Source organism: Acinetobacter sp. ATCC 27244, assembly GCF_000156555.1.
Classification (GTDB): Bacteria; Pseudomonadota; Gammaproteobacteria; order Pseudomonadales; family Moraxellaceae; genus Acinetobacter; species Acinetobacter haemolyticus.
Window position 1 is genome coordinate 45,657 of sequence record NZ_GG665959.1, and the last position, 23,176, is coordinate 68,832.

At 40.0% G+C, this 23,176-nt stretch carries 26 protein-coding genes; 11 read left to right on the forward strand and 15 right to left on the reverse strand.

What is annotated here, in order from left to right:
• Positions 1–12 precede the first annotated feature (12 nt).
• The 3 genes from purC to dapA are packed head-to-tail and all read right to left on the reverse strand — an operon-like array spanning position 13 to position 2,279.
• Positions 13–732, reverse strand: coding sequence for a phosphoribosylaminoimidazolesuccinocarboxamide synthase (purC, locus tag HMPREF0023_RS10735; protein ID WP_004637244.1), 720 nt, complete (start codon positions 730–732; stop codon positions 13–15).
• Positions 733–767: 35 nt separating this feature from the next.
• Positions 768–1,370 (reverse strand): hypothetical protein, encoded by a 603-nt coding sequence (locus HMPREF0023_RS10740; protein WP_005087342.1) that lies wholly within the window; start codon positions 1,368–1,370, stop codon positions 768–770.
• Positions 1,371–1,385: 15 nt separating this feature from the next.
• Complete coding sequence (gene dapA, locus HMPREF0023_RS10745) at positions 1,386–2,279, reverse strand: 4-hydroxy-tetrahydrodipicolinate synthase (protein WP_008942097.1); 894 nt, start codon at positions 2,277–2,279, stop codon at positions 1,386–1,388.
• Positions 2,280–2,551: 272 nt separating this feature from the next.
• Here dapA and pncA point away from each other — a divergent pair, with 272 nt between their 5' ends.
• The 3 genes from pncA (at position 2,552) to HMPREF0023_RS10760 (ending at position 4,626) form a co-directional block, all read left to right on the forward strand.
• The gene (gene pncA, locus HMPREF0023_RS10750; RefSeq protein WP_008942098.1) at positions 2,552–3,211 is read left to right on the forward strand and encodes a bifunctional nicotinamidase/pyrazinamidase; all 660 of its coding nucleotides are present in this window, start codon (positions 2,552–2,554) and stop codon (positions 3,209–3,211) included.
• A gap of 88 nt (positions 3,212–3,299) precedes the next feature.
• A complete protein-coding gene (locus HMPREF0023_RS10755; protein WP_017396433.1) occupies positions 3,300–3,764 on the forward strand; it encodes an Lrp/AsnC family transcriptional regulator in 465 nt (154 codons plus the stop codon).
• Positions 3,765–3,987: 223 nt separating this feature from the next.
• A complete protein-coding gene (locus tag HMPREF0023_RS10760) occupies positions 3,988–4,626 on the forward strand; it encodes a YitT family protein (protein WP_005088791.1) in 639 nt (212 codons plus the stop codon).
• A 64-nt stretch (positions 4,627–4,690) separates the two neighbouring features.
• Here HMPREF0023_RS10760 and glmS read toward each other — a convergent pair whose 3' ends face one another.
• The 8 genes from glmS to HMPREF0023_RS10800 form a co-directional block, all read right to left on the reverse strand.
• A complete protein-coding gene (gene glmS / locus HMPREF0023_RS10765) occupies positions 4,691–6,529 on the reverse strand; it encodes a glutamine--fructose-6-phosphate transaminase (isomerizing) (protein ID WP_008942100.1) in 1,839 nt (612 codons plus the stop codon).
• 12 nt (positions 6,530–6,541) lie between these two features.
• Complete coding sequence (gene glmU, locus HMPREF0023_RS10770; RefSeq protein WP_008942101.1) at positions 6,542–7,906, reverse strand: bifunctional UDP-N-acetylglucosamine diphosphorylase/glucosamine-1-phosphate N-acetyltransferase GlmU; 1,365 nt, start codon at positions 7,904–7,906, stop codon at positions 6,542–6,544.
• A gap of 22 nt (positions 7,907–7,928) precedes the next feature.
• Positions 7,929–8,450, reverse strand: a complete 522-nt coding sequence (locus tag HMPREF0023_RS10775; RefSeq protein ID WP_008942102.1) for a phosphatidylglycerophosphatase A — start codon at positions 8,448–8,450, stop codon at positions 7,929–7,931.
• Positions 8,428–9,345, reverse strand: a complete 918-nt coding sequence (gene thiL, locus HMPREF0023_RS10780) for a thiamine-phosphate kinase (protein WP_008942103.1) — start codon at positions 9,343–9,345, stop codon at positions 8,428–8,430. The genes HMPREF0023_RS10775 and thiL overlap by 23 nt, the downstream gene beginning before the upstream one ends.
• Before the next feature lie 14 nt (positions 9,346–9,359).
• Positions 9,360–9,809 carry a transcription antitermination factor NusB gene (gene nusB / locus HMPREF0023_RS10785; protein ID WP_004679125.1) on the reverse strand — a complete coding sequence of 150 codons (450 nt, stop codon included), beginning with the start codon at positions 9,807–9,809 and terminating at the stop codon, positions 9,360–9,362.
• Positions 9,810–9,812: 3 nt separating this feature from the next.
• Positions 9,813–10,283 (reverse strand): 6,7-dimethyl-8-ribityllumazine synthase, encoded by a 471-nt coding sequence (gene ribE / locus HMPREF0023_RS10790; protein ID WP_004637206.1) that lies wholly within the window; start codon positions 10,281–10,283, stop codon positions 9,813–9,815.
• Positions 10,284–10,294: 11 nt separating this feature from the next.
• Complete coding sequence (gene ribBA / locus HMPREF0023_RS10795; protein ID WP_008942104.1) at positions 10,295–11,416, reverse strand: bifunctional 3,4-dihydroxy-2-butanone-4-phosphate synthase/GTP cyclohydrolase II; 1,122 nt, start codon at positions 11,414–11,416, stop codon at positions 10,295–10,297.
• 284 nt (positions 11,417–11,700) lie between these two features.
• The gene (locus tag HMPREF0023_RS10800; protein ID WP_004637204.1) at positions 11,701–12,975 is read right to left on the reverse strand and encodes a hypothetical protein; all 1,275 of its coding nucleotides are present in this window, start codon (positions 12,973–12,975) and stop codon (positions 11,701–11,703) included.
• Between the two features lie 86 nt (positions 12,976–13,061).
• Here HMPREF0023_RS10800 and serB point away from each other — a divergent pair, with 86 nt between their 5' ends.
• The 3 genes from serB (at position 13,062) to HMPREF0023_RS10815 (ending at position 15,647) form a co-directional block, all read left to right on the forward strand.
• Positions 13,062–14,282 (forward strand): phosphoserine phosphatase SerB, encoded by a 1,221-nt coding sequence (serB, locus tag HMPREF0023_RS10805; RefSeq protein ID WP_005087273.1) that lies wholly within the window; start codon positions 13,062–13,064, stop codon positions 14,280–14,282.
• 407 nt (positions 14,283–14,689) lie between these two features.
• Positions 14,690–15,025, forward strand: a complete 336-nt coding sequence (gene aciT / locus HMPREF0023_RS10810) for a ciprofloxacin tolerance protein AciT (protein ID WP_004637201.1) — start codon at positions 14,690–14,692, stop codon at positions 15,023–15,025.
• Between the two features lie 142 nt (positions 15,026–15,167).
• Positions 15,168–15,647 carry a hypothetical protein gene (locus tag HMPREF0023_RS10815; RefSeq protein ID WP_004637199.1) on the forward strand — a complete coding sequence of 160 codons (480 nt, stop codon included), beginning with the start codon at positions 15,168–15,170 and terminating at the stop codon, positions 15,645–15,647.
• Positions 15,648–15,752: 105 nt separating this feature from the next.
• On the opposite strand, the gene dtd is transcribed toward HMPREF0023_RS10815, so the two are convergent.
• Positions 15,753–16,193, reverse strand: coding sequence for a D-aminoacyl-tRNA deacylase (gene dtd / locus HMPREF0023_RS10820; RefSeq protein ID WP_008942106.1), 441 nt, complete (start codon positions 16,191–16,193; stop codon positions 15,753–15,755).
• A gap of 153 nt (positions 16,194–16,346) precedes the next feature.
• On the opposite strand from dtd, the gene pncB reads away from it, so the two are divergent.
• The 4 genes from pncB to HMPREF0023_RS10840 all read left to right on the forward strand — a co-directional run bounded on the left by pncB (position 16,347) and on the right by HMPREF0023_RS10840 (position 20,510).
• The gene (pncB, locus tag HMPREF0023_RS10825) at positions 16,347–17,552 is read left to right on the forward strand and encodes a nicotinate phosphoribosyltransferase (RefSeq protein WP_008942107.1); all 1,206 of its coding nucleotides are present in this window, start codon (positions 16,347–16,349) and stop codon (positions 17,550–17,552) included.
• A gap of 102 nt (positions 17,553–17,654) precedes the next feature.
• On the forward strand, positions 17,655–18,503 hold the full coding sequence (locus HMPREF0023_RS10830; protein WP_008942108.1) for a sulfurtransferase: 849 nt from the start codon (positions 17,655–17,657) through the stop codon (positions 18,501–18,503).
• Positions 18,500–19,351, forward strand: a complete 852-nt coding sequence (gene asd, locus HMPREF0023_RS10835) for an archaetidylserine decarboxylase (RefSeq protein ID WP_008942109.1) — start codon at positions 18,500–18,502, stop codon at positions 19,349–19,351. Before HMPREF0023_RS10830 ends, asd begins: the two co-directional genes overlap by 4 nt.
• Before the next feature lie 217 nt (positions 19,352–19,568).
• Positions 19,569–20,510, forward strand: coding sequence for an exclusion protein (locus HMPREF0023_RS10840; RefSeq protein WP_171502684.1), 942 nt, complete (start codon positions 19,569–19,571; stop codon positions 20,508–20,510).
• Between the two features lie 72 nt (positions 20,511–20,582).
• On the opposite strand, the gene HMPREF0023_RS10845 is transcribed toward HMPREF0023_RS10840, so the two are convergent.
• From HMPREF0023_RS10845 to HMPREF0023_RS10855, 3 genes are all read right to left on the reverse strand, one after another.
• Positions 20,583–20,882, reverse strand: coding sequence for a hypothetical protein (locus HMPREF0023_RS10845; RefSeq protein ID WP_008942111.1), 300 nt, complete (start codon positions 20,880–20,882; stop codon positions 20,583–20,585).
• A gap of 372 nt (positions 20,883–21,254) precedes the next feature.
• Complete coding sequence (locus HMPREF0023_RS10850) at positions 21,255–21,464, reverse strand: cold-shock protein (protein WP_004641656.1); 210 nt, start codon at positions 21,462–21,464, stop codon at positions 21,255–21,257.
• 516 nt (positions 21,465–21,980) lie between these two features.
• The gene (locus HMPREF0023_RS10855) at positions 21,981–22,871 is read right to left on the reverse strand and encodes a LysR family transcriptional regulator (RefSeq protein WP_004641653.1); all 891 of its coding nucleotides are present in this window, start codon (positions 22,869–22,871) and stop codon (positions 21,981–21,983) included.
• Between the two features lie 94 nt (positions 22,872–22,965).
• Here HMPREF0023_RS10855 and HMPREF0023_RS10860 point away from each other — a divergent pair.
• Positions 22,966–23,176: chlorhexidine efflux transporter (locus tag HMPREF0023_RS10860; RefSeq protein ID WP_008942113.1), on the forward strand; the 211-nt coding region annotated here is incomplete at its 3' end.

Consider the following 23,176-nt stretch of genomic DNA (forward strand, 5'->3'; position numbering starts at 1 on the left):
CTTTAGCATTGTTTAAAGGTCATCTAAGTTAATGCCTAAACGTGCCGCAACTTCTTCATAAGCTTCAACCACACCACCTAGACCTTGGCGGAAACGATCTTTATCTAATTTCTTCTTGGTGTCTTTATCCCATAAACGGCAACCGTCTGGAGAGAATTCATCACCAAGTACGATGCGATCGTGGAACACACCAAATTCAAGTTTGAAATCAACAAGAATCATATTACCTGCATCAAATAATGCTTTTAACACATCGTTTACTTGGTAAGTGAGTTCTTTCATTTTTTCAAGTTGATCAGCAGTCGCCCAGCCTAAAGCGATTGCTTGAGACTCATTGACCATTGGATCGCCAAGAGCATCGTCTTTGAAGAACAATTCGAATGTAGGCGGTGTAAGCTCTTTACCTTCTTCGACACCTAAACGACGGCAGAGTGAGCCAGCAGCATAGTTACGGATGACACACTCAACAGGAATCATCTGAAGTTTTTTAACCAGCACTTCAGTTGGAGAAAGTAATTTTTCGAAGTGGGTTTCAATCCCTGCTTCAGCCAACTTTTCCATGATAAAGGCGTTAAAACGGTTGTTGACCTTGCCTTTACGATCTAGCTGCTCAATTTTTTCGCCATTAAATGCCGAGGCATCATCACGAAAGACTAAAATCAGATGATCAGCGTTATCTGTCTCATATACAGATTTTGCTTTACCAGTATAGAGCAAGGTTTGTTTTAACATGGGGGAACCTTTTGAAAAATATGCCTAGTAAACGACTAGGCTGGCCAATTTTGGTAAATCTGGGCTAACACCTCGGTTGCAATCGCTTGGTCTGCAAAGGTGGCGTCAGGTTTAAATAGAGCGATGGTATTGTTTGAACCAACAGCAGAGAGCTTTAACACATAGGTTTGATTGTCAACTTGGATTGTTGCCTCATAGCCGTTATTGGCTTGAGAAATCACTTTGTAGTTAAGACTATTCAATGTAGCAAAGGTATATTGCCATGCTTCAGCAGTTGGACCTTCCACTTTCAGTAATGGATTGCGGTTTCCATCCATAACGAGTTGTGGTCGACCTAGCGTCACCACGTTATCATCTGGATTACTTGCTGTCGTTTGCATCGATTCAGGACGTGGTAAGGCGTAGCGGTTGCCTGTCTTATTCTCAAAAGTCGGTGCGTGTTGAATCGCTAATGGATCCACTGTTGGAGCTGGATACAAAGGTGTAAATGGTCTGACCGTTGCTCCTTCAGGGAATTTGAGTGGTTCAAGTGCTTCCGCTTTTTTATAATCTAAAGAGTGATTATTTAAGGCAAAGCGACCACAACCAGCCAAGCTCAATGCTGAAATGACTAGGACTATACCAACACGTAATTGCATCATAAATTGCTCGTATTAAATAATTCCCGCAACTTTTAAGTCAGCGCGGAGAGGTTCACGATATTGTTCTGCCAAAGTGGTTAATGGAAGGCGTACACCCGTTCCAATATATCCCATCTCATGCAATGCCCATTTCACAGGAATTGGGTTTGATTCGCAAAACAAAATATTGTGTAGATTTGCAATTTGTTGATTCAAAACTTGCGCTTTTTCTTTATCGCCAGCGAGTGCTGCTTCACAAACGTCGCTCATTTGTTTAGGTGCAACATTGGCAGTAACGGAAATATTACCTTTTGCGCCGAGCAAGATTAATTCCCAAGCGGTTTCATCATCGCCAGAGTAAACAGCGATTTTACCATTTAAGCCATCGATCAGTGCTTTACCACGTGGTACATCACCCGTTGCGTCTTTAATACCAACAATGTTTTTCACATCAGCAAGACGAATTACGGTTTCGTTTTGCATATCAACACCAGTACGACCTGGAACATTATAAAGAATTTGTGGAATATCAACAGCTTCAGCAATCGCTTTGTAGTGTTGATATAAGCCTTCTTGAGTTGGTTTATTATAATAGGGTGTCACGAGCAAAGCTGCATCAGCACCAAGTTCTTTGGCTGCTTTGGTGAGTTCAATCGCTTCGTGAGTTGAGTTTGCACCTGTACCTGCAATAATCGGGATGCGTTTATTGGCAACACGAATCACTTCTTTGATGACTTGTGTATGTTCTTCCATGCTTAGTGTAGACGCTTCGCCCGTTGTGCCAACAGCAACAATACTATGTGTACCTTGTTGGATGTGCCACTCAACGAGCTTCTCAAGGCTCTTCCAATCTACGCGACCATCTTCAAACATAGGGGTGACGAGTGCGACAATTGAGCCTTGAATATTCTGTGCTAGCTGAGTCATTTTAAAAAAATATCCTATTTTTCCATCCGAGATTGAGATAATTAAAAACGAATATGGGATGGATGCAGTATTTTGATTCGCCGTTCAACAATAGAGTAGAAGTTGAATGACAATTATGCAAATTATGACTGATCGGAGACATAAGAACAATATGCTTTGGTGAAACTGTCGAAAACTTTAAGTCATCTTTCCACGAATTTCGTTTTGATCAATGCGATGATCGGTGTAGTCTGATCTATAAGCAGGGTTACAATTCACGTAAGGAGTTGAGGGTGAGTCATCAAACATCAAAATTATTGAACAATGCTGCATTGATTGTGGTGGATGTCCAAAATGGTTTCACACCCGGCGGGAACTTAGCAGTTGCCGATGCGGATCAAATTATTCCCTTGATTAATCGACTTGCTCCTCAGTTTGAACATGTCGTACTGACCCAAGATTGGCATCCAGATCAGCATATTTCTTTTGCGGATAATCATAAAAACAAGCAGCCTTTTGAGACAATTGAATTGAGCTATGGGACTCAAGTGCTATGGCCAAAACATTGTGTTCAAGGGACACATGATGCTGAATTTCATTCTGAACTACAGATCCCAACGGCACAGTTGATCATTCGAAAAGGTGTTCATCAGCATATCGATAGTTACTCTGCATTTATGGAAGCAGATCGTCAAACACCAACGGGATTGAATGGCTATCTCAAAGAGCATCAGATCGATACAGTGTATATTGTAGGAATTGCCACAGATTTTTGTGTAGCGTGGACAGCAATTGATGCTGCGGATTTGGGCTTTAAAACCTATGTGATTGAAGATGCCTGTAAAGCGATTGATTTGAATGGCTCTTTATCCGAGGCATGGCAGCAGATGTTAGCGAAAGGCGTTATTCGTATCCAGTCGGGACCAATTTTTAACGAAACTCGTGACAACTAGGCTCAAAAGGTTAAACTTTTGAGAAGTGTTGAATATCGCCTATACACTTTACCCCCATGCCTATCTAGATTTGAAAATTGAGAATTTTATGATTGAAGAGCTGGATGAATTTGACCGAAAAATTATTCATCATTTACAGTTAAATGGACGTTTGGCTAATCAAGAGTTAGCTGAATTGGTGGGATTATCTACCTCTCAATGCTCACGTCGCCGTATTCAACTTGAACAGAAAAAAATTATTACCGGTTATTATGCTCAGGTTGCTTTGAGTGCCGACCCGACGCCTATCATGGGAATTATTGAAGTGAAGTTGCAGAATTATAATGATGCAACCCATGATCGATTTGTTGATTTCCTTTTACACGAGCCTGCAGTTAAAGATATTCATAAATTAACAGGCAGTTATGACTTCGCACTTAAAGTTGCAGTCCGAAATCTGGATGACATGGTCAAGTTAATCGGAACATTATCTTCAAGTGACTTTGGGGTGAGTAATTTAAACACCTCGATTGTCTTAGAAAAGCTTAAAGAGAACGGGATTGCCACGAAGTAACCACATTATAATACGTGCAACTCGGATGGCTAGATAGGCCTTAAAGCACCATTGCATTAAAATGGGGCAGTACATACCCAATCTATTATTATGAACATAAATTGCATTTATGATAAAAATATAAGAATAAATTGCGAAAATTAAATAAAAATGATCAAATGTGCCACATCTTTCTTTGAAAGATGTCTCTCCCTGTGTTGTTCTCCTATTGAGTTTTTCCCGTATGAATACCGAGCAAAATATATCTTTGGTAAGTGCCGTCACGCCTGTGGTTGAGCAACATTCCAAGATAGAAGATGCACTTGCGATGTTAATTGGCACATTTATTCTTTCTTTTGCCATGATCTTGTTGAAACAAGCAGGAATCATGACAGGTGGAACTGCGGGTTTATCATTGTTAATTCATTACATTACTGATGTTCAGTTCGGAATTTTATTTTTCTTGATTAATATCCCTTTTTATTATTTTGCCTATAAAAAAATGGGACTGGCTTTGGTGGTCAAGACCTTTATCGCAGTCGCTTTATTGGCGGGTTTTACTGAAATCATTCCTCACTTTGTACAGCTTTCGACTGTACATCCGATCTATGCAACCGTTTTCGCGAATGTGTTGATGGGCGTCAGTTTTTTAATTCTATTTAGACATCGTTCTAGCTTAGGTGGAATTAATTTGTTGGTGCTGTATTTGCAAGAGCGCTTTCAGTTGCCTGCTGGCAAGGTACAAATGGGAATAGATGTTGCCATTTTATTAACGTCTTTATTTTTTGTGGAATGGCATCTCATTTTAATTTCAATATTGGGTGTAGTGATCTTAAATTCGATTATTTTATTGAATCATAAAGCCACACGCTATGTGGCTTAAAAGCTGGGCAGCATAGATAAAAAAAGATAAAAGGAGGTGTTGAAACCTCCTTTTATCTATCTGATTATTCTACAGTAACGCTCTTGGCGAGATTGCGTGGTTGATCGACATCCGTCCCACGTAAGACCGCAACATGATAAGACAATAATTGCACAGGAATACTGTAAACAATTGGTGCTAACCATTCGCAAACTGCTGGAATATGAACGACATGTTGGCGATCTTTCGCATGCACGCCGCTATGCTGATCTGCAAATATAAATAGTTCACCGCCACGTGCTTGAACTTCTTCCATATTTGATTTTAATTTGTCCAACATGTCATCTTGAGGCGCTAAAATGACTACTGGCATTTCGTTATCCACCAATGCCAATGGACCATGCTTTAGCTCACCTGCTGCATAACCTTCAGCATGAATATAAGAAATTTCTTTAAGTTTTAAAGCACCTTCTAATGCGATTGGGAAATGTGTGCCACGACCCAAGAATAGACAGTGGTTTTTCTCAACGAATAGCGTAGATAAGCGTAGAATTTCAGTATCGCATTGTAAGGTATCTAAAATGACTTTAGGGCAATGCCACAATCCATTGATAATCTCGGTTAATTGTGTTTCAGTAATTTGCTGTTTGACTTGACCGATCTTTAGAATTAAAAGCATTAATGCAGCTAACTGCGTGGTAAACGCTTTGGTGGATGCAACCCCGATTTCAGGGCCAGCCAAGGTGAGCAAATGATGATCTGTTTCACGCACCATTGATGAAGTTGCAACGTTACAGATGGTCATCGTGCTAATGCAAATCTCTTGTGCTTTGGCGCGTTTCTGAACTTCGCGCAACGCAGCTAAGGTATCCGCAGTTTCACCTGATTGAGAAATACAGATATATAGTGTATTCGCCACAATCACAGGGTTACGATAACGGAACTCACTTGCAATCTCGATTTGGCAAGAGACACCGATTAATTGTTCAAACCAATATTTGGCAATCATGCCTGCATGATAACTGGTACCACAAGCAATAATTTGCACTTGCTGGATTTTACTAAAATCCGCATTCGCATGGCTAAGGAAATCTTCGCGTAGCGCATTACCATTAAGCGCTTGGGAGATGGTTTGCTGAATTGCTTCAGGCTGCTCATAGATTTCCTTAAGCATGAAATGCTTATATTCACCTTTTGAGGCATTACTCACGGTTGCATCTAGTTCCTTCACTGGACGTTCAACACGTTCACCATTGACAAACACTTCAATGCTAGTACGAGTTAAGCGTGCAATATCACCTTCTTCTAAATACACAAAGCGGTTGGTGACAGGAAGTAATGCTAATTGATCTGAGCTAATAAAGTTTTCACCAATGCCCACTCCAATCACTAGAGGTGAACCTTCACGGACGGTAATTAACTCATCTGGATGTTCAGTATGAATGATACCAAGTGCATAGGCACCTTTTAGCTGTGGAACAACTTGTTGAACTGCCTCAAGTAAGCTATCCGTGTTCTTGAGCGCATCATTGACGAGGTGGGCAACAACTTCAGTATCTGTTTGTGACGTAAATACATAGCCTTGCGCTTGTAATGCATCTTTGAGTTCTTGATAGTTCTCAATAATACCATTGTGAACGACAGCCACATTGCCTGAGATATGAGGATGTGCATTGTCTTCGGTTGGTTTGCCATGTGTTGCCCAACGGGTATGTGCAATCCCGATATTACCAGTCAATTGTTGTTCTGATACGGCTTCATCTAGATTTGCAACTTTACCAACACGACGTTCGCGTAGAATTTTTTGATTATTTAATAAGGCTAGACCAGCGGAATCATAGCCGCGATATTCTAGTCGTTTGAGTCCTTCAATCAGGATATCGGTTACACAACGCTCTGCTACGCCACCAACAATACCACACATATAATTACCCTCTTATTTTTTCAGCTTTTGGGGACGTTGATAATTTGCTTTTTCGAACTGTTTTGAGCGTTCGACAGCCAAACTATGCTCAGTCACATTGCGAGTCAGCGTCGAGCCCGCACCAGTTGTTGCACCCTGACCAATTTTGATCGGTGCAACCAATGAGTTGTTTGTCCCAATAAAAACATGATCTTCAATAATTGTTCTGTGCTTATTTGCACCGTCATAATTACAAGTAATGGTACCTGCACCGATATTACAATCTGCGCCGATATCTGCATCACCTAAATACGTAAAATGGTTGGCTTTAGAGCCCTGACCAATATTCGTGTTTTTGACTTCAACAAAGTTACCAATATGTACGTCATCGGCTAGGTTTGCACCTGGACGTAAGCGAGCAAACGGACCAATCTGAGTGTTCTCACCTACGACTGCATTTTCGAAAATACTATAGGCTTGAATCTTGGTGCCAGCAGCAATACGGGTATTTTTTAAGATACAACCTGCACCGATCTGTACGTTATCACCCAGTTCACAGTCACCTTCAATGATGACATTGATATCAATTTGCACGTCTTGACCGCACTTGAGACTACCACGTAAATCAAAACGATTCGGGTCAATCAAATGCACACCCTGTTCCATCAATTCTTTGGCCTGCTGTTGCTGGAATTGACGTTCCAGAGTCGCCAGTTGGAGGCGGTTATTGACACCATCCACCTCAAATGCCAGCTCTGGTTCAACAGAGGCAACTTCCATACCATCCGCAATCGCCATTGCAACAATATCGGTCAGGTAATATTCGCCTTGTGCATTTTCATTCGATAGTTTAGGCAACCACTCATGTAGTTTTGCGTTGCTGACACAATAAATACCAGTATTCAATTCTTTAATTTGGCGTTGTGCCTCGCTGGCATCTTTATGTTCAACAATGGCCTGAATTTTACCGTCTTGACGAACAATGCGACCATAGCCTGTTGCATCTTCTACGGTAAGTGTCACCAAACCAATCCCTGTCTGAGTAGATGCATCTAATAATTTTTGTAGGGTATTTGCATGAATACAAGGTACATCACCCGATAAAATCAGCGAAGTACCGTCTTGTGGTAATACAGGCAGTGTCATTTGAACTGCATGACCAGTACCGAGTTGTTCAGCTTGTTCAACCCAGTCAATGTGTTCTTCAGCAAAACTTTGTTTAACTAGCTCTCCGCCATGCCCATAAATGGTAATAATATTTTGAGCATTCAGTTTTTTAGCAGTTTGAATCACATGGCCGAGTAAGGGGCGACCAGCGAGAGGTTGTAATACTTTTGGTCGTTGTGAACGCATTCGCGTTCCTTTCCCTGCAGCAAGAATAATAACTGTTGTTGACATGCCTAACTCTAGTATCAATTGTTTAAGTTAAAAAATAAAAATGAATGATCCAAATACAAAGTGCTGCCCATAGCCCTGCGATAATATCATCGAGCATAATCCCTAAACCACCAGATACTTTTTGATCGGCCCAACTAATTGGAAAGGGTTTCCAGACATCAAAGATACGGAATAATATGAAACCAGTAATGACCCATAACCAGTTCACTTGTTGTAAATAAATTAAAGGCAGCAGAGTAATGGATTGTCCTGCAAATTCATCCCAAACGATTCGACCATCATCGTGAACATGAATCACTTTTGCGGTATGTCCACAAATATAAATACCGACCAATGACATGAGAACAATTGCAATGATGCTGCCCATGAATCCAAGCTGTAGCCAAATTGGAATAAAAAGCAAGGCAAATGCAGAACCAAAAGTCCCTGGTGCTTTGGGTGCTAAACCAGAACCAAAACCGACACCGCAGAAAACGATGAATCGATCAAACCAAGTCATTTGATTAAAGTGAATGGGTGGCTTATGCAAAGTGTTGGTATCCATGAACATGTAATGGGTAAGTTTCACCCATATACTCAAATAACAATCCAGTTTGTTGGGTAATTTCGCCGATTATTGTAAGCGGAACATCTAAAGATTGTCGCAATAGTTTTTCATAGTTTTGCGGTGATATTGTAAAGCATAATTCGTAATCATCACCGCCAGCCAGCGCATAATGCCAAGCCTTTTGCATTTCAAGTGATTTTAGTGATTCATCTATCGGAAGTTGATCGAGTTGTAATGTGGCACCTTTATTTGATGCTTTTAAAATATGTCCTAGATCTTGGGCGAGACCATCTGAAACATCAATCATACTCGATGCCAAACCCTTCAACTGTTGTCCTAATTGACAACGTGGTGTTGGATAATCCAAACGTTGCTGTAAGGGATGCCCTAAATGCTGTAATCCAAATGCGGCATCTCCAACTTGTCCACTGACACAAATAAAATCACCCACTTGTGCACCAGCCCGTGTAACGGCTTGACCTTGTTCAATCCAACCAAGTGCAGTGACACTGATCGTGAGTTGTGTGCTTTGGGTGGTATCACCACCAATTAAACTGACACCGAACTGATCGCAGCATTCAAATAGTCCGCGACTAAATTCAGCTAACCACTCGTGATCAATCGTTGGTAGACTCAGTGCCAATAAAATACTGTGTGGCTTTGCACCCATAGCTGCGAGGTCGGATAAATTAACCGCGACACTTTTCCAGCCAATGGCATGGGCAGAAGTATTTAAGGGGAAATGTCGGCCAGCAACTAATGTGTCTGTACAGATCACCAGTTGTTGTGCGGGAGGAGGGGTAACAATGGCTGAGTCATCGCCAATTCCTAAACTCACATCAACGTTTGATGGGCGTTTAAAGTATTGGTCAATAATGGAAAACTCAGCCATAGTACACAAGCCTATTATTTTGCTTGTTGTTTTTCAGCTTCACGAAGCTTTGATGAAAGACGGTCTAATACACCATTGATATATTTATGACTGTCTGCACCACCAAAGTGTTTTGCTAGCTCAATTGCTTCATCAAGTACTACTCGGTACGGAACTTCGAGGTGATCTCTTAATTCATACGCGCCTAGTCGTAACGTTGCAAGTTCTACACCATCAAGTGCAGATAACTCACGGTCAAGTACAGGAATGAGTAACTCATCTAAAGCTTCATGTTGAGCAACCACTTGAGTGAGCAATTCATGGTAATAGTTAAGGTCAACTTTGTGCATGGCATTTTCTACACGCGTGCGTGCTTCAATTTCATGAACAGGATTCTGACTCATTTGCCATTCATAAATCCCTTGTACAGCAAAACGACGTGCTTTGCGTTTCGCTGCATAAGCGGCCTGAAGTGTTTGCGACATGCTTTAAATTGCCTTTAATAAGTTAACCATTTCGATTGCAGTCAATGCAGCTTCGCTACCTTTGTTTCCTGCTTTCGTACCAGAACGTTCGATTGCTTGTTCAATGCTGTCGGTTGTTAAGACACCATTGATCACTGGCATTGTGCTTTCAAGTGCAACCACACCTAAACCTTTGGCACATTCGCCTGCAACAAAATCAAAATGTGGTGTGCTACCACGGATCACTGCACCTAATGCAATGATGGCATCAAATTTATTTGATGCGGCTAATTTTTTTGCAACAATAGGCAGTTCCCATGCACCAGGTGCATGAATCACGGTAATTGCATCTTCTGCAACACCATGACGTTTTAAGGTGTCGATCGCACCTTCAAGTAAATGTTCAACCACAAAGCTGTTGAAACGACCCACTAAGATCGCATAACGACCTTCGCTTGCGAGATGTAATAAACCTTCAATTCGGCGAATTGCCATAGCAACCTCGATTATTTTGCTGTGATTTGATCGGCAGTGATATATTCCACTACCTCTAGATTAAATCCTGATAAGGCGTTGAAACGCAGCGGTGAGCTGAGCAGTTTCATTTTTTCCACACCTAGATCGCGTAAAATTTGTGCGCCTACACCAATGGTTTGATATTGCTGCGATAGTGCGGCATTTGATTTCAATGGTTTTGGTTGATTGAGCTGATGAAGTGCATGACCCAAATCTTCCAAATGATCTTGACCAATCCAAACCAACACGCCACGTTCACATGCGGCAATGGTTTTCATGGCAAGATCAAGATTCCACGCTGCTGAACCATCTGCTTTTTTGAGTTTGAGCAGATCACGGACAGGACTGAAACCATGCACACGAACTGTGGTCACGCCTTCTTTCGGCTCGCCCTTAACCAATGCTAAATGAATATCAGGGTCACCAATTTCGCGATATTTATATAAATCGAAAGTGCCGTATTCTGTCTCAATGGTTTCTTGAGATAAACGTTCTACGGTTTGTTCGTTGGTCATACGATAATGAATAAGATCCGCAATGGTTCCAATCTTTAAACCATGTTTTTCAGCGAAAATTTCCAAATCAGCACGACGTGCCATGGTACCGTCATCATTGATAATTTCACAGATGACAGAGGCTGGTTCTAGACCTGCAAGGCGAGCAAGATCACAGCCTGCTTCGGTATGTCCTGCACGGTGTAATACACCACCTGGTTGTGCCATTAATGGGAAAATATGCCCAGGTTGTACGATATCACTTGGTTTAGCATGTGCTGCAACTGCTGCATGAATGGTATGCGCACGTTCAGCTGCCGAAATACCTGTGCTAATACCCTCGGCTGCTTCAATCGAGAGTGTAAAGTTGGTGGCGTGTTGAGCACCATTTTGATCAACCATCAACGGGAGATTAAGTTGTTTGCAGCGTTCACGACTGAGGGTTAGGCAGACCAAACCACGGGCATGAGTAATCATAAAGTTAATATCTTCAGGACGTACATGCGTAGCAGCGATAACTAAATCACCTTCATTTTCACGATCTTCATCATCCATAAGGATGACCATTTTGCCTGCACGAATATCTGCGACAAGCTCTTCAACACGACTCAGCGGCATTCGCTTTCACCCTTGATGCTGCCTTTTCAGGCACTAGTATTCGATAAATCTGGCATAGTTTAACGCATTTTAAAAAATTTCGCCTGTGCTTCTTGATCAATTCAAAAATGCGATGTGGAAAAGCAAATATTGGCTTGGGCTGGATACACAGTCATAGGCTTTTGATGATGATTTTTTGATGAATTTGCACAGGAAAAAATAAGGCGTTGTCGTAAAACAAAGCCTTATTTTTATTAAAGATTGAGCAACTGGATCAAATATCTTAATCAGCTACAGCATTTGAATCAGGATTCGGTTGCTGCTTTTGCTTTCTTGCCCATCAAGATTTCAGTGCGTAGTGTCTGCGCCACGGTTGCACATTCTTCATTCATGCCATTAATCATAAAGGCATGGCGGGTCATGATATTACTTGGGTTTGGCATTGCGACCAGTTCATAATGATTTTGAATGGTTTTGAGTTGTTCATGGTTCAAATGCAAAGCAGCTTCTTTGGCATGAATATGTTGTGTTAAACGTTTTGCAGCTTCAACTGCATCTAATTGCATCGCATCGACGGCACTGGCAACAGCCCCTCGTGTTTGCAGTGCAAAACGTTTGTCTTCTCGATAACGCTTATATAAAACATCTGATAATAATTGGAACACAGCACCGATCATCATCAGACATTCAAGCGCTTCAGGTTGTTCCGAAGTTGTCGATAAGGTTGCACCCTCCGCACTAAACTCTTGTACCACATGGATTTGTGTTGAATCGATCTGATAATGCTTAGTTGAGAGATCAATACTTTTATCGAGAAACAATTGGCATAGTTTAAAATAAGGCACAGAAACAGATTGGTTGACACTATTTAGTAACTGTTTTGGATCATAAAACTGAATGTTTAAAGCCAAGCTATGATCATCCAATTGAGTAGATTCTCTTGGTTTCTTCTCAGCTGGAGTTTTGTTTTGGGTTTTTGCTTGCTGTTGTGCTTGTGCAACCAAAGTGATGGCATTTTGCTTTTCTAAAGCAAGGGCTTGAGTTAAGCGTTGAATCTCATGTTTTAAATGATTTTCTTGATTGATTCGCGTCAAATATTCACTACGGGTTGGACGCGCAATGACTCGATATGCCAGCCAGATGAGGAAGTGAAGGAATAATGAAGCAAAAATGGCTAACCACTGAGTTCGTAAGATTTCACCAATACTTGGCTGAATCAGTGTAATTTCAACGGTTCCAACTTTCTTTTCATTTTGCAGCGCATCACGGACAAACACTTCACCTTGGCGAGTTTTTGCCATACCACTGGTTGCCAGCACTTGTTTATTCGCATCTAAAATTCGAATAGATGCAACACTTGGATTGGTTGCATAGCGATTGGCGACCAATGCCAATGAAACCGTATTGGCTGGTTCTAGTTCAGCAAGACTGTCGGCCACCAGCTGACTGGTCATCAACTGTCCTTGGCTGGCACGATTTTCATTGAGTTGATGTGTCGTTGCAATCACCAATAAAAAGGTATGCAATGCAAAACTTACGATCAGTAGGCTAGCAAATAGCCCTTGGCGAGGCGCATTCAAGTTAAACTTCCAAGGTAAATAGATTTAGGTTCGGTTATGTTATGATTCTTACACACAATAGTTGTCGCTCAAACACGAGTCAATTCATGCGAGAAATCATTCTTATATCCTTTCTAGGACCAGATCAACCGAATCAGTTTACTCGATTAATGCAGGTACTCTCCGTACATTCTTTGCAAATACTCGATGTTGGTCAGGCTGTTATCCATAATCAATTGACCCTTGGGATCGTTGTGGCTTCGGATAATGAGACTGCAACAGCATTGGCAATGAAAGAGATTTTGATTTTAGCACATGATATTGGTCTCACTGTGCGATTTAAACCAATCTCCAACGCAGAATATGATCAATGGGTGAGTGAGGGGGGGCGTACACGCTATATCGTGACTGCGCTTGCGCCAGAGTTGACCGCAGAACACTTGCAAGCCGTTACCCGAATTGTGTCGAGTCAAGGCTTTAATATTGAAACGGTTACACGCTTGTCGGGACGTTTAGGGTTAGATGAAGAAAGCCCATTCCCACGTCGGGCTTGTGTACAATTTGGTCTAAGCGGGCAGATGCTCGATGCACAAGCGATGCGTGCTGCTTGTTTAAGTTTGTCAGGTGAGCTGAATATTGATGTCGCCGTACAAGAAGATAATGCTTACCGTCGTAATCGCCGTTTAGTCTGTTTCGATATGGACTCAACCTTGATTGAACAAGAAGTGATTGATGAGCTTGCATTAGAAGCAGGTGTAGGCGAGCAAGTTGCTGAAATCACAGAGCGTGCGATGCAAGGTGAGCTTGATTTTCAACAAAGTTTCCGTGCACGTGTGGCGTTGCTAAAAGGCCTAGATGCTTCAGTTTTACCGAAAATCGCAGAGCGTTTAACCGTGACAGAAGGCGCTGAACGTTTGATTTCAACGCTAAAAGCACTAGGCTATAAAACGGCTATTTTATCGGGTGGTTTTCAATATTTTGCTGAATATTTACAAGCCAAACTCGGGATTGATGAAGTACATGCCAATATTTTGGATGTCGAAGATGGTGTGGTGACAGGTGAGGTAAAAGGCGCGATCGTTGATGGTGCGCGTAAAGCTGAATTGTTACGTCAACTGGCAGAAAGAATGGGAATTTCACTTGAGCAAGCAATGGCCGTCGGTGATGGGGCCAATGATTTGCCAATGTTGTCGATTGCTGGATTAGGTGTTGCTTTCCGAGCTAAACCTTTAGTGCGTCAAAATGCCAATCAAGCAATCTCAAGTGTAGGTTTAGATGGTGTACTGTATCTACTAGGTATGCACGATAAAGACTTAAATCGCGCTTAAATCGAGATTCTATGCTTCAACAATGCCGCTTTTTAAAGCGGCATTGTTCATTTTTGATGCGTCATGATTTGGTCATAATTATGTCTAAATGTATAGAAAAACAACGATAAAAAAATTCGAAAAAAAGTTTTTTTGAGCTAAAAAATAGCGATAGTTTTTTGTAATGACACGCCGCAATTGATGCTATATGGAGATTCAGGACTTTTGTAATTTTAAAAAATGTAATGACAAAAGCATATTGCGACAGCTTGTGTCGTAAGGCTAATTTCAAGCTCTTTTTTTCTAAAAAAAACCCTCCATAATGCATAAAGACGCAAATGCAATACGTAGTACTGTTAGAGATTACAGAACAATTATGATGAGGTCTGCGCAAGACACAGACCATCCCTTTAAAGACGGAGGTTCCTATGGAAGCAGCGAATTTCACCATGTGGGTTGGATTTGGCTTAATCGCTGTCGCAGTTATTGCTGTTTTCTTTTCTCCTTATCGTCGTTGGTTAGGTTTTATGTTGGCGGGTATGCTCTGCTGGGGACTGTTAGAAGTCGTACGTTTTGGAGTACAAACGATCTTCGATATATCAGTCGCCTATAGTTATCTGACTGCTTTAAGCCTTGCGATGGTAACGGTTACATTCATTCTTTTACGTGAAGACAAACAAGCACAAAAACAGCTGGCAAATCGTCAGTATATTGAACATACACCAGTATACAAGGATGATCAGCAACAATGTTCTAGCCGATAATTTATAATAATTCGAATCGCAACAAAGGCATGCTCAGCATGCCTTTGTTGCATTCTGTGACAAAGCTTTGGCTGTCTGATCTACAATTGTGCTAGGATACGGTTGTCTTAATTTTCATCATAATACTGTAGGCATAAATGTCATGAAGCTTTCTTCTTTACCAGTGGTTAAGTTACCTATCGTTGATGTAAGCACAGATCCGCTTGATTTATTGGTGGCAGGTTTGGCGTTACGTATGAAGCAATTGGCACGTACTAGCCCGAAGTTTATTGAGTTAGTTCATGACCGTGAATTCCGTATTCAAATTGGCACCGATTTAGGCATGGCTCGCCAGATTCTAGTTAATCGTGGCAAGATTGAAACAGTTGCTGGTAGCCCAGAACAAGCTGATTTTATTTTACAGTTTGCATCAAGTGAGCAGGGCGTGAAAACCTTATTAAAAGGTGATCCAACGGCATTTATGACGGGTATGCAAGATGGCAGCATCAAAATGGAAGGTGACTTTAGCCTGTTGGTTTGGTTCAACCAAGCCGCTAAATTGATTCCACCAAAAGTACCAAAACCAGTGAAAGAAAAAATTCGCCAAGCACGTGCATTTATTAAAGAAAAAACAGGTAAATAAACCGATTCGAAAAACTCCCTAAATGAACTGTACCCCGAGAGTTGGACGCTCTTAGTCTAATTTGAAGGGTGCAGCTTATAAAAGGGAGTTTTTTATTGCGTTATTTTATTCGATTTCAAGCTGAAAGGTCACAGGGCCATCATTAACTAAGTGCACTTTCATATCTGCGGCAAAAATACCCGTTTGTACATTTTGAAATTGTTGTTGAGTATACTCAACCAATTGTTCATACAGCACTTTTGCGTCATTAGGGGGCATTGCAGGACCAAAGTCTGGTCGTAAACCTTTTTGCGTTTGGGCCATTAAGGTAAACTGGGAAACCAATAAAATTCCACCATTGGCTTGGCTCACATTCCAGCCCATTTTGCCTTGCTCATCATCAAAAACTCGATATTTTAAAATTTTATCTATCAGTTTTTGACCTTTTTCTAAGTTATCTTCTTTGCCTAAACCTAAGAAAACCAATAATCCTTTTTCAATTTCACCAGTTGTTTGACCGTCAACCACAACTTTGGCTTCGAGAACTCGCTGAATTAGTGCACGCATAAATAAATTTGAATGATGAATGAAAGAAATGCGCTAAGTTTAACAGAGACATGGGTTAAAATTGAGCCGTGCAGCAAAAGTCTACTATTCAATAAGAAGCATTTAGTTGTATAACAAAACATATCTTATAAAAATTGGTTAAAACCATCATCTATGTCTGCCATTGTTCGATCATTACTGGATACCGACTTATATAAATTCACTATGTTACAAGTGGTATTACATCAGTTTCCGCAAGCGCATAGTGTTTATTTATTCCGTTGTCGAAATTTAGACGACACCCTTTATCCTTTATCGGAGATATTGCCTGAGTTAAACCATCAGCTTGACCTACTATGTGACTTAAAGTTTAAAGAAGATGAACTGCAATACTTGCGTTCATTGCGGTTTATCAAAAGCGACTTTGTCGATTATTTAGAATTATTCCAACTCAAGCGTCGTTTTATCAAAGCCAGTATTGATGAGGCAGGGCGATTAGATATCCGTATCGAGGGGCCGATGGTACAGGCGATGATGTTTGAGATCTTCGTCTTGGCCATCGTGAATGAGTTGTACTTCAGCCGTATCCGTACGGATGCTGTGTTGGAGGAGGGTGAACGTCGACTCCAGCAGAAACTGGTTCAACTACAACAATATGCCCAAGAGCAACAAGATAATGAACCACCGTTTTTGGTTTCAGACTTTGGTACACGTCGCCGTTATAGTTTTGATTGGCAAAAACATGTGGTACAGGCTTTTCATACAGCTGCGCCGAAAGTATTTCGTGGTACCAGTAATGTATTGCTTGCCAAAGAATTAGGGATTAGCCCAATTGGGACGATGGCACACGAGTTTTTACAGGCTTTTCAGGCACTTGATGTGCGATTGAGGAATTTTCAGAAAGCCGCCTTAGAAGCATGGGTACAAGAATACCGAGGTGATTTAGGGATTGCTTTGACTGATGTGGTCGGTATGGATGCATTCTTACGCGATTTTGACCTGTATTTTGCCAAATTATTCGATGGTTTACGGCATGATAGTGGTGATCCTTACGAATGGGGCGATAAAGCCTATGCGCATTACCGTAAGTTGAAAATCGATAGTAAAACCAAAATGTTGACCTTTAGTGATGGGTTGAATTTAGAGAAAGCTTGGGCATTACATCAATATTTTAAAGATCGCTTTCAGGTGAGTTTTGGGATCGGAACTAATCTGACCAATGATATGGGACAGACACCGCTGAATATTGTGTTGAAGTTGGTCGAGTGCAATCGTCAATCTGTCGCAAAGATTTCGGATAGTTCTGGTAAAACCATGACTGATAATGAAACGTTTTTGGCGTATTTGCGTCAGGTGTTTGAGATTGAGGATGAGAGTTAGCTTATATCTCCTTTTCTGCTAAATGAATGCAAAAAATCGAGCAAAGATAAAAAGTGAGCTATGCTAAAATCAAACATGATGTGATGACACAAGCGCATAACAATGACTGATATTGATTTTAAACTTGGTTTACTGATTGAGCCTGAACAGCTTGTTCCTTATTTAGGGCATGAGCTAATTCGTGTTGTTGATCTAAGCCGTGCCTCGGTTTATGAACAATTACATATTCCGCATGCCATTCATTTGCAACCTAAATATTTAGTTGCTCAAAATGAGCAGGCCAATGGGGTGTTGCCAGATAATGACGGTTTAAGCGCTTTAATTAAAAAGCTAAATATTTCTCCTCAGCATCATGTCGTGGTCTATGATGATGAAGGCGGTGCTTGGGCTGGGCGTTTAATCTGGAATTTACATTGCCTTGGTTTTACGCGAACCAGTCTGATCAATGGTGGCATTCATGCTTGGTTAGGCGCTGGACTTCCAACAAGTGCTGAAGTTGAGCGTTTTAGCCCTGTTCAGGAATTAGTGCAAGTTGACTTGAACGCAGTACAGCAGTACAGAGTTGAATATCAAGAGTTATTGGCGCAAGTCGAACAAGGTGATATTCAACTATGGGATTGTCGTAGTAATGAGGAATATACAGGGTTACGGTTAGCTGCGCGACGCGGCGGTCACATCCCAAATGCACTGCATTTTGAGTGGAGTACTGCCCTTAATCGTGAAAATCATCTAAAATTACACCCGCTTGAACGCACTCAACAACGTTTAGAGCAACTCGGCTTTAATTTACAACAACCTGTAGTGGTGTATTGTCAGTCACATCACCGTTCTGGTTTGGCATATATTTTAGCAAGATTGCTTGATTGGCAAGTGAGAGCCTACGATGGTGCGTGGAGTGAATGGGGCAATCGCCTCGATAGTCCTATTACTACAGGGGAGTCACCATCTTGAGTTTCGCAGCAGATTTAAAAAAACAACTTTTTATCAAAGCACAAAATTTAGTACCGCAACATCAACTTAGCCGTGTGGTCGGCAAGGTTGCCGCAAGTGAAAATGTTTTGGTGAAAACTGCTGTTATTCAGGCGTTTAAAGCAAAATATGGCATTGATATGAGCATTGCCGAGCAAACCAATCCAAATCAATATAAATCATTTAATGAGTTTTTCACTCGTGCTTTGAAACAAGGTGTACGTGGTGTAGATGAACGTGCCGATAGTATTGTTTGTCCTGCGGATGGTGCGATCTCACAGCTCGGCAAGATTGAAGCGGGTGATATTTTTCAAGCGAAAGGTCAAAGCTTTTCTGTTGAGAAATTGATTGGCGACCCACAGCTAGCAAAACCATTTGTTGATGGGCAGTTTGCAACTGTTTATTTGTCACCTAAAGATTATCATCGTGTGCATATGCCATTAGCAGGTACATTGACCGAAACTTTATATATTCCGGGTGAGTTGTTCTCAGTCAACCAAACCACGGCTGAAAATGTTCCAGGTTTATTTGCGCGTAATGAGCGTATGGTGTGTTTGTTTGACACTGAGCTTGGTCGTATGGCAGTGGTGTTGGTTGGTGCAATGATTGTTGCAGGGATTGAAACAGTTGCAACTGGTAAGGTAAAACCGACGGGTCGTGTTGAATTGCAACATCATCAAATGCAGTTGGATAAAGGTGCTGAGTTAGGTCGTTTCTATCTAGGCTCAACTGCTGTGGTTTTATTTGAAAAAGATAAAATGGTTTGGGACGAGCAGTTCAAAGCCAATTCGACCGTGGTGATGGGTGAGCGTTTGGGTCATTCGATTTAAGTTTAAAGATAAAAAGCCCTTTAAAATTTTTAAAGGGCTTTTTTACATATTCTTTATAAACTGTATTATGTTGGTTTTCGAAAAATAAAAGCGTCTTAATCTGTCGCATAAAGTTTTTTAACTATTGAAAACCTGATATATAGATATTTATTAAAATATGAATGCCGTATATAGTTATTAGATTAAATTTAAATCAATCTATATTAAGGTAAATGAATTGAAAATATATCACTATTGCTACAACATTCAGGACACAAATACGTTAGATGTATATCCATTTGATTTAAAGCCTTTTTTAAAGGCTCTTACAAACTGGGATACTAGTATGCAGATAGCTAGTAATGTAGTTATGACGGGAGACAAAATTTTCTTAGTTCCTGTTGATGGAATCAAAAATTTCTATTTGTTTGTTTCTGCTAAGACAAACGATGCTGTCCAAAAAATTAAGAAAACAGCAGATAATATACATGCTTCAAATATTCTCAAAGAATTAGAGGAAGATACTAATATAGGTTTTGCCTCTTATATTTTCTTTGATCCTGATAGAAATATTTTTTCTTTTGCAAGCCGCTTAGGTGCACCGACAGCAGCAGGGTTCAAAAACTTTCTGCATAATGTATTTTCACTTTTAAAAGTCGGTGGTTTAGAACTTAGAATTGATCCTATTCAAGAAAGTCTAGAAAAGTCTGAGGCAAGTAATTTGCCAGTAATTGGGAGGACATCTATTACTGTAAATAAAGACAATGAGCTTTTTAAGCTTATAGCAGATTATCTAATAGGGAACTCTGTTGACAGAGATTTAATAGAAGGAATTCAAGTAACGCTAAAGCCAGAGCTAAAGCAAAATATTCGTGATTCAGCTAAAAATGCTATAAATAAGCTCAAACTAGAAGGGCTTGAAAGCATTCGGATGCAGGCTAAAAGGATTGCTGCGGATGAAAAAAAATTAAAAGAGTATCGTGTTATCGAAAAAGGAAATATAACTCATGAAGTTAAGAGTTTCGATACAGCAATTATTTTTCAAGAAATGAATGATTCCATTCATTCACCTACCGTTGATAGAAAATATGCTGAATATGAAAAGGAAACAGAGTTCTGTGATAAAGAATTGATAGCTCTCTCTCATTTTTATAATGTAGAAAACTGGCGTAATCTTTAAATTTAATCAATTGTATTAGCTTAAATTTGGTCTGATAGTACTATTTATCAGGTTAAATTTGAGCTAGTGCAGCTAAACAAGATGAATGATTAAGCTAAATGGCATCTTTCGATGTATCTTGTAGTTAAAATAATAGGCGTTATGAAATGCTTTGCCATTTTCTTGATTGTATCTTTTAAAAGGATCAGTTCGCTCTAAGGTTTGTAAATTAAAGAATGTATCGCATGATTTTCCATTCCATCGTTCTTTAATAACTAGTAAATTTTCTTCAGGTATAATGATTAATTCATCCAAATTTCGAAATGATTCTGGATAACACATATCTAAAGATAGATTTCTATTTGAATTTAAACCTTCAATAAGAAAAGCCATAAACTTAGCGTGACGATTTCATTATTAATAATGATATTCTTTTTTAACGTTAAAATGTCTATTTTTGATAAAATAAAGTATAAAAATCTGGTCTTTTAAAAGGGTTTAAATTTTTTTAATATTACTTTTATTTAAATTAATAAAGTAAAAGCCCTGTAAGCCATTTCCTACACCAATTCCAGTCAATGACCTATATTCAGCCCCAATCGAATCACCTAATATGAACTCATCAGGAACAGGAAGTTCCAAAACATAAAACAAAAATAATAAGTTTGAGCATCAGGACGTGAGGTACGACAGGAGTTATACCTAAAGTGCGAAATACGAAAAAGCCCGACAGGATGTCGGGCTTTTTTCATGCTTATTTAGCGATTATAAAGGAACAATGTTCACAGCATTTGGGCCTTTTTGACCTTGAGCAACGCTGAATGAAACTTGTTGACCTTCATATAAGGTTTTAAAACCAGAATTTGCGATTTCGCTGAAGTGAGCAAACACATCAGGACCTGATTGTTGTTGAATGAAACCAAAACCTTTAGTTTCGTTAAACCACTTTACTGTACCAGTAACTGTATTAGACATAATATATCCTACTAAATTTTAATAATTTTCAGCCGCTTAATGAGGCTATGTATAACTTTGAAAAAGGATAAAGAATTGAGCTTAAGATCTAAAAAAACGAAGGATTATGACTAAAACTGCGATACTTAAAGAAGATTTACTAAACTATACTTTTTCTAGTTAACTTAAGTATACATGGAATTGAATAATATTCAAGTTTTTTATATGTAATATTTATTTTTCTTATATTTTGCAATATTCATGATCAAGTTCTGTGTAAGTTTTTATGTGAATTTAGCTGATCTAATAATTATTTTCCGCCGTGAACAATGTACGCTTTTTCTTACAGTGATTAGGGACAATATCCCATATTCAGACTGCTTTAAATTGCCTAATATGAACTCATCAGGAACAGGAGGTTCCAAAACATAAAACAAAAATAATAAGTTTGAGCATCAGGACGTGAGGTACGACAGGAGTTGCACCTAGAAACGAAATACGAAAAAAGCCCGACAGGATGTCGGGCTTTTTTTATGCCTATTCAAAAATTTCTTTACTCCAAAGCTCGATCAGCAGTTGAATGGTTTTACTCAAGGGTTTATAGCTGGCCCAAATGGCATGGATGGGCATATCCAGTCCATTGGTGGTGTCACTAAACTCTAAACGCACTAAACTGTGCTTGGTAAAATGCTCCGACACGACTGAAAGCGGAAAATTTCCCCAACCCATCCCTTGTTCTACCATATGAATTGCCATCGATAGATTGTCGGTATACCAATATGAGTCAGAAACCAAAATACGAGGATCGGGTAGAGGATAATTTTTACTAGCGACAATAATTTGTCTAAACTCAGACAACATCGTGAGTTCATTTTTATGTTGTGCCTTGAGTTGTTGTGCTTGCTCGGGGGAAATGGCAGCGACAAACTGTTCAACACCTAATAGTCGAAAACGTTGATTGATATCGATATTTGATGAGCTATAAGCAATATATAAATCAATTTCATTGTTTTGTAGGCGTGCTTTTAATTCTTGCTGTGGTGCGCAAACTATTTCAATATTTAAAAGAGGATAGTGCTGAATTAATTGTTCAATGCCCTTTAAGATGATTTTTTGATTGATATCGGCTGCGACACCAATACAGATACGAGTTTCTAATCCAGTTGAAAGTTCAGAGAGATGCATTTCGAGCTGGCGTAGCTTCGTCACAATCAATCTTGCGTGGGGTTCAATTGAAAGTGCAATTTCCGTTGGTGCTAGATGATTTTTACTGCGTTCAAATAATTTTAAATTCAATTCAGCTTCTAAATTGGCAATCGCCATGCTCACTGCGGAAGGAACCCGATTTAAGGCGCGGGCAGCTGCAGAGAAACTTCCACGATCAATGATTTCTAGAATCAATTCAAGCTGCTCACTACTCAGTTTCATTGCAATTTCCTTTTCAGTAAATCTGATAACGATTGACTTTTTTTATCAGATCTAGAGCGTAAAATCTAGCGATTGTTGATTTTAAGGTGTGATCATGCAAGGAACGAAACGAAGAGTAACTTATGTTTTTTTCTATGAAGTATTTAGCTTTTTGATCTGTGCCATGATTTTGGCAGTGCTTTCTGGTACAAGTATGAGTCATACAGGACCATTATCGGTGCTAATCGCAGTTATTGCGGTGACCGTAAATTTTTTCTACAACTATGTTTTTGAAATGTGGGAAAAACGACAAATTTCTAAAACGC

Excerpts from the sequence above, each read along its gene's own strand:
- purC (WP_004637244.1), bottom strand. The coding sequence starts at position 732 with ATGTTAAAACAAACCTTGCTCTATACTGGTAAAGCAAAATCTGTATAT.
- HMPREF0023_RS10740 (WP_005087342.1), bottom strand. The coding sequence starts at position 1,370 with ATGCAATTACGTGTTGGTATAGTCCTAGTCATTTCAGCATTGAGCTTG.
- dapA (WP_008942097.1), bottom strand. The coding sequence starts at position 2,279 with ATGACTCAGCTAGCACAGAATATTCAAGGCTCAATTGTCGCACTCGTC.
- HMPREF0023_RS10755 (WP_017396433.1), top strand. The coding sequence starts at position 3,300 with ATGATTGAAGAGCTGGATGAATTTGACCGAAAAATTATTCATCATTTA.
- HMPREF0023_RS10760 (WP_005088791.1), top strand. The coding sequence starts at position 3,988 with ATGAATACCGAGCAAAATATATCTTTGGTAAGTGCCGTCACGCCTGTG.
- glmS (WP_008942100.1), bottom strand. The coding sequence starts at position 6,529 with ATGTGTGGTATTGTTGGTGGCGTAGCAGAGCGTTGTGTAACCGATATC.
- glmU (WP_008942101.1), bottom strand. The coding sequence starts at position 7,906 with ATGTCAACAACAGTTATTATTCTTGCTGCAGGGAAAGGAACGCGAATG.
- HMPREF0023_RS10775 (WP_008942102.1), bottom strand. The coding sequence starts at position 8,450 with ATGGATACCAACACTTTGCATAAGCCACCCATTCACTTTAATCAAATG.
- thiL (WP_008942103.1), bottom strand. The coding sequence starts at position 9,345 with ATGGCTGAGTTTTCCATTATTGACCAATACTTTAAACGCCCATCAAAC.
- nusB (WP_004679125.1), bottom strand. The coding sequence starts at position 9,809 with ATGTCGCAAACACTTCAGGCCGCTTATGCAGCGAAACGCAAAGCACGT.
- ribE (WP_004637206.1), bottom strand. The coding sequence starts at position 10,283 with ATGGCAATTCGCCGAATTGAAGGTTTATTACATCTCGCAAGCGAAGGT.
- ribBA (WP_008942104.1), bottom strand. The coding sequence starts at position 11,416 with ATGCCGCTGAGTCGTGTTGAAGAGCTTGTCGCAGATATTCGTGCAGGC.
- serB (WP_005087273.1), top strand. The coding sequence starts at position 13,062 with ATGCGAGAAATCATTCTTATATCCTTTCTAGGACCAGATCAACCGAAT.
- aciT (WP_004637201.1), top strand. The coding sequence starts at position 14,690 with ATGGAAGCAGCGAATTTCACCATGTGGGTTGGATTTGGCTTAATCGCT.
- HMPREF0023_RS10815 (WP_004637199.1), top strand. The coding sequence starts at position 15,168 with ATGAAGCTTTCTTCTTTACCAGTGGTTAAGTTACCTATCGTTGATGTA.
- dtd (WP_008942106.1), bottom strand. The coding sequence starts at position 16,193 with ATGCGTGCACTAATTCAGCGAGTTCTCGAAGCCAAAGTTGTGGTTGAC.
- pncB (WP_008942107.1), top strand. The coding sequence starts at position 16,347 with ATGTCTGCCATTGTTCGATCATTACTGGATACCGACTTATATAAATTC.
- HMPREF0023_RS10830 (WP_008942108.1), top strand. The coding sequence starts at position 17,655 with ATGACTGATATTGATTTTAAACTTGGTTTACTGATTGAGCCTGAACAG.
- HMPREF0023_RS10845 (WP_008942111.1), bottom strand. The coding sequence starts at position 20,882 with ATGGCTTTTCTTATTGAAGGTTTAAATTCAAATAGAAATCTATCTTTA.
- HMPREF0023_RS10850 (WP_004641656.1), bottom strand. The coding sequence starts at position 21,464 with ATGTCTAATACAGTTACTGGTACAGTAAAGTGGTTTAACGAAACTAAA.
- HMPREF0023_RS10855 (WP_004641653.1), bottom strand. The coding sequence starts at position 22,871 with ATGAAACTGAGTAGTGAGCAGCTTGAATTGATTCTAGAAATCATTGAT.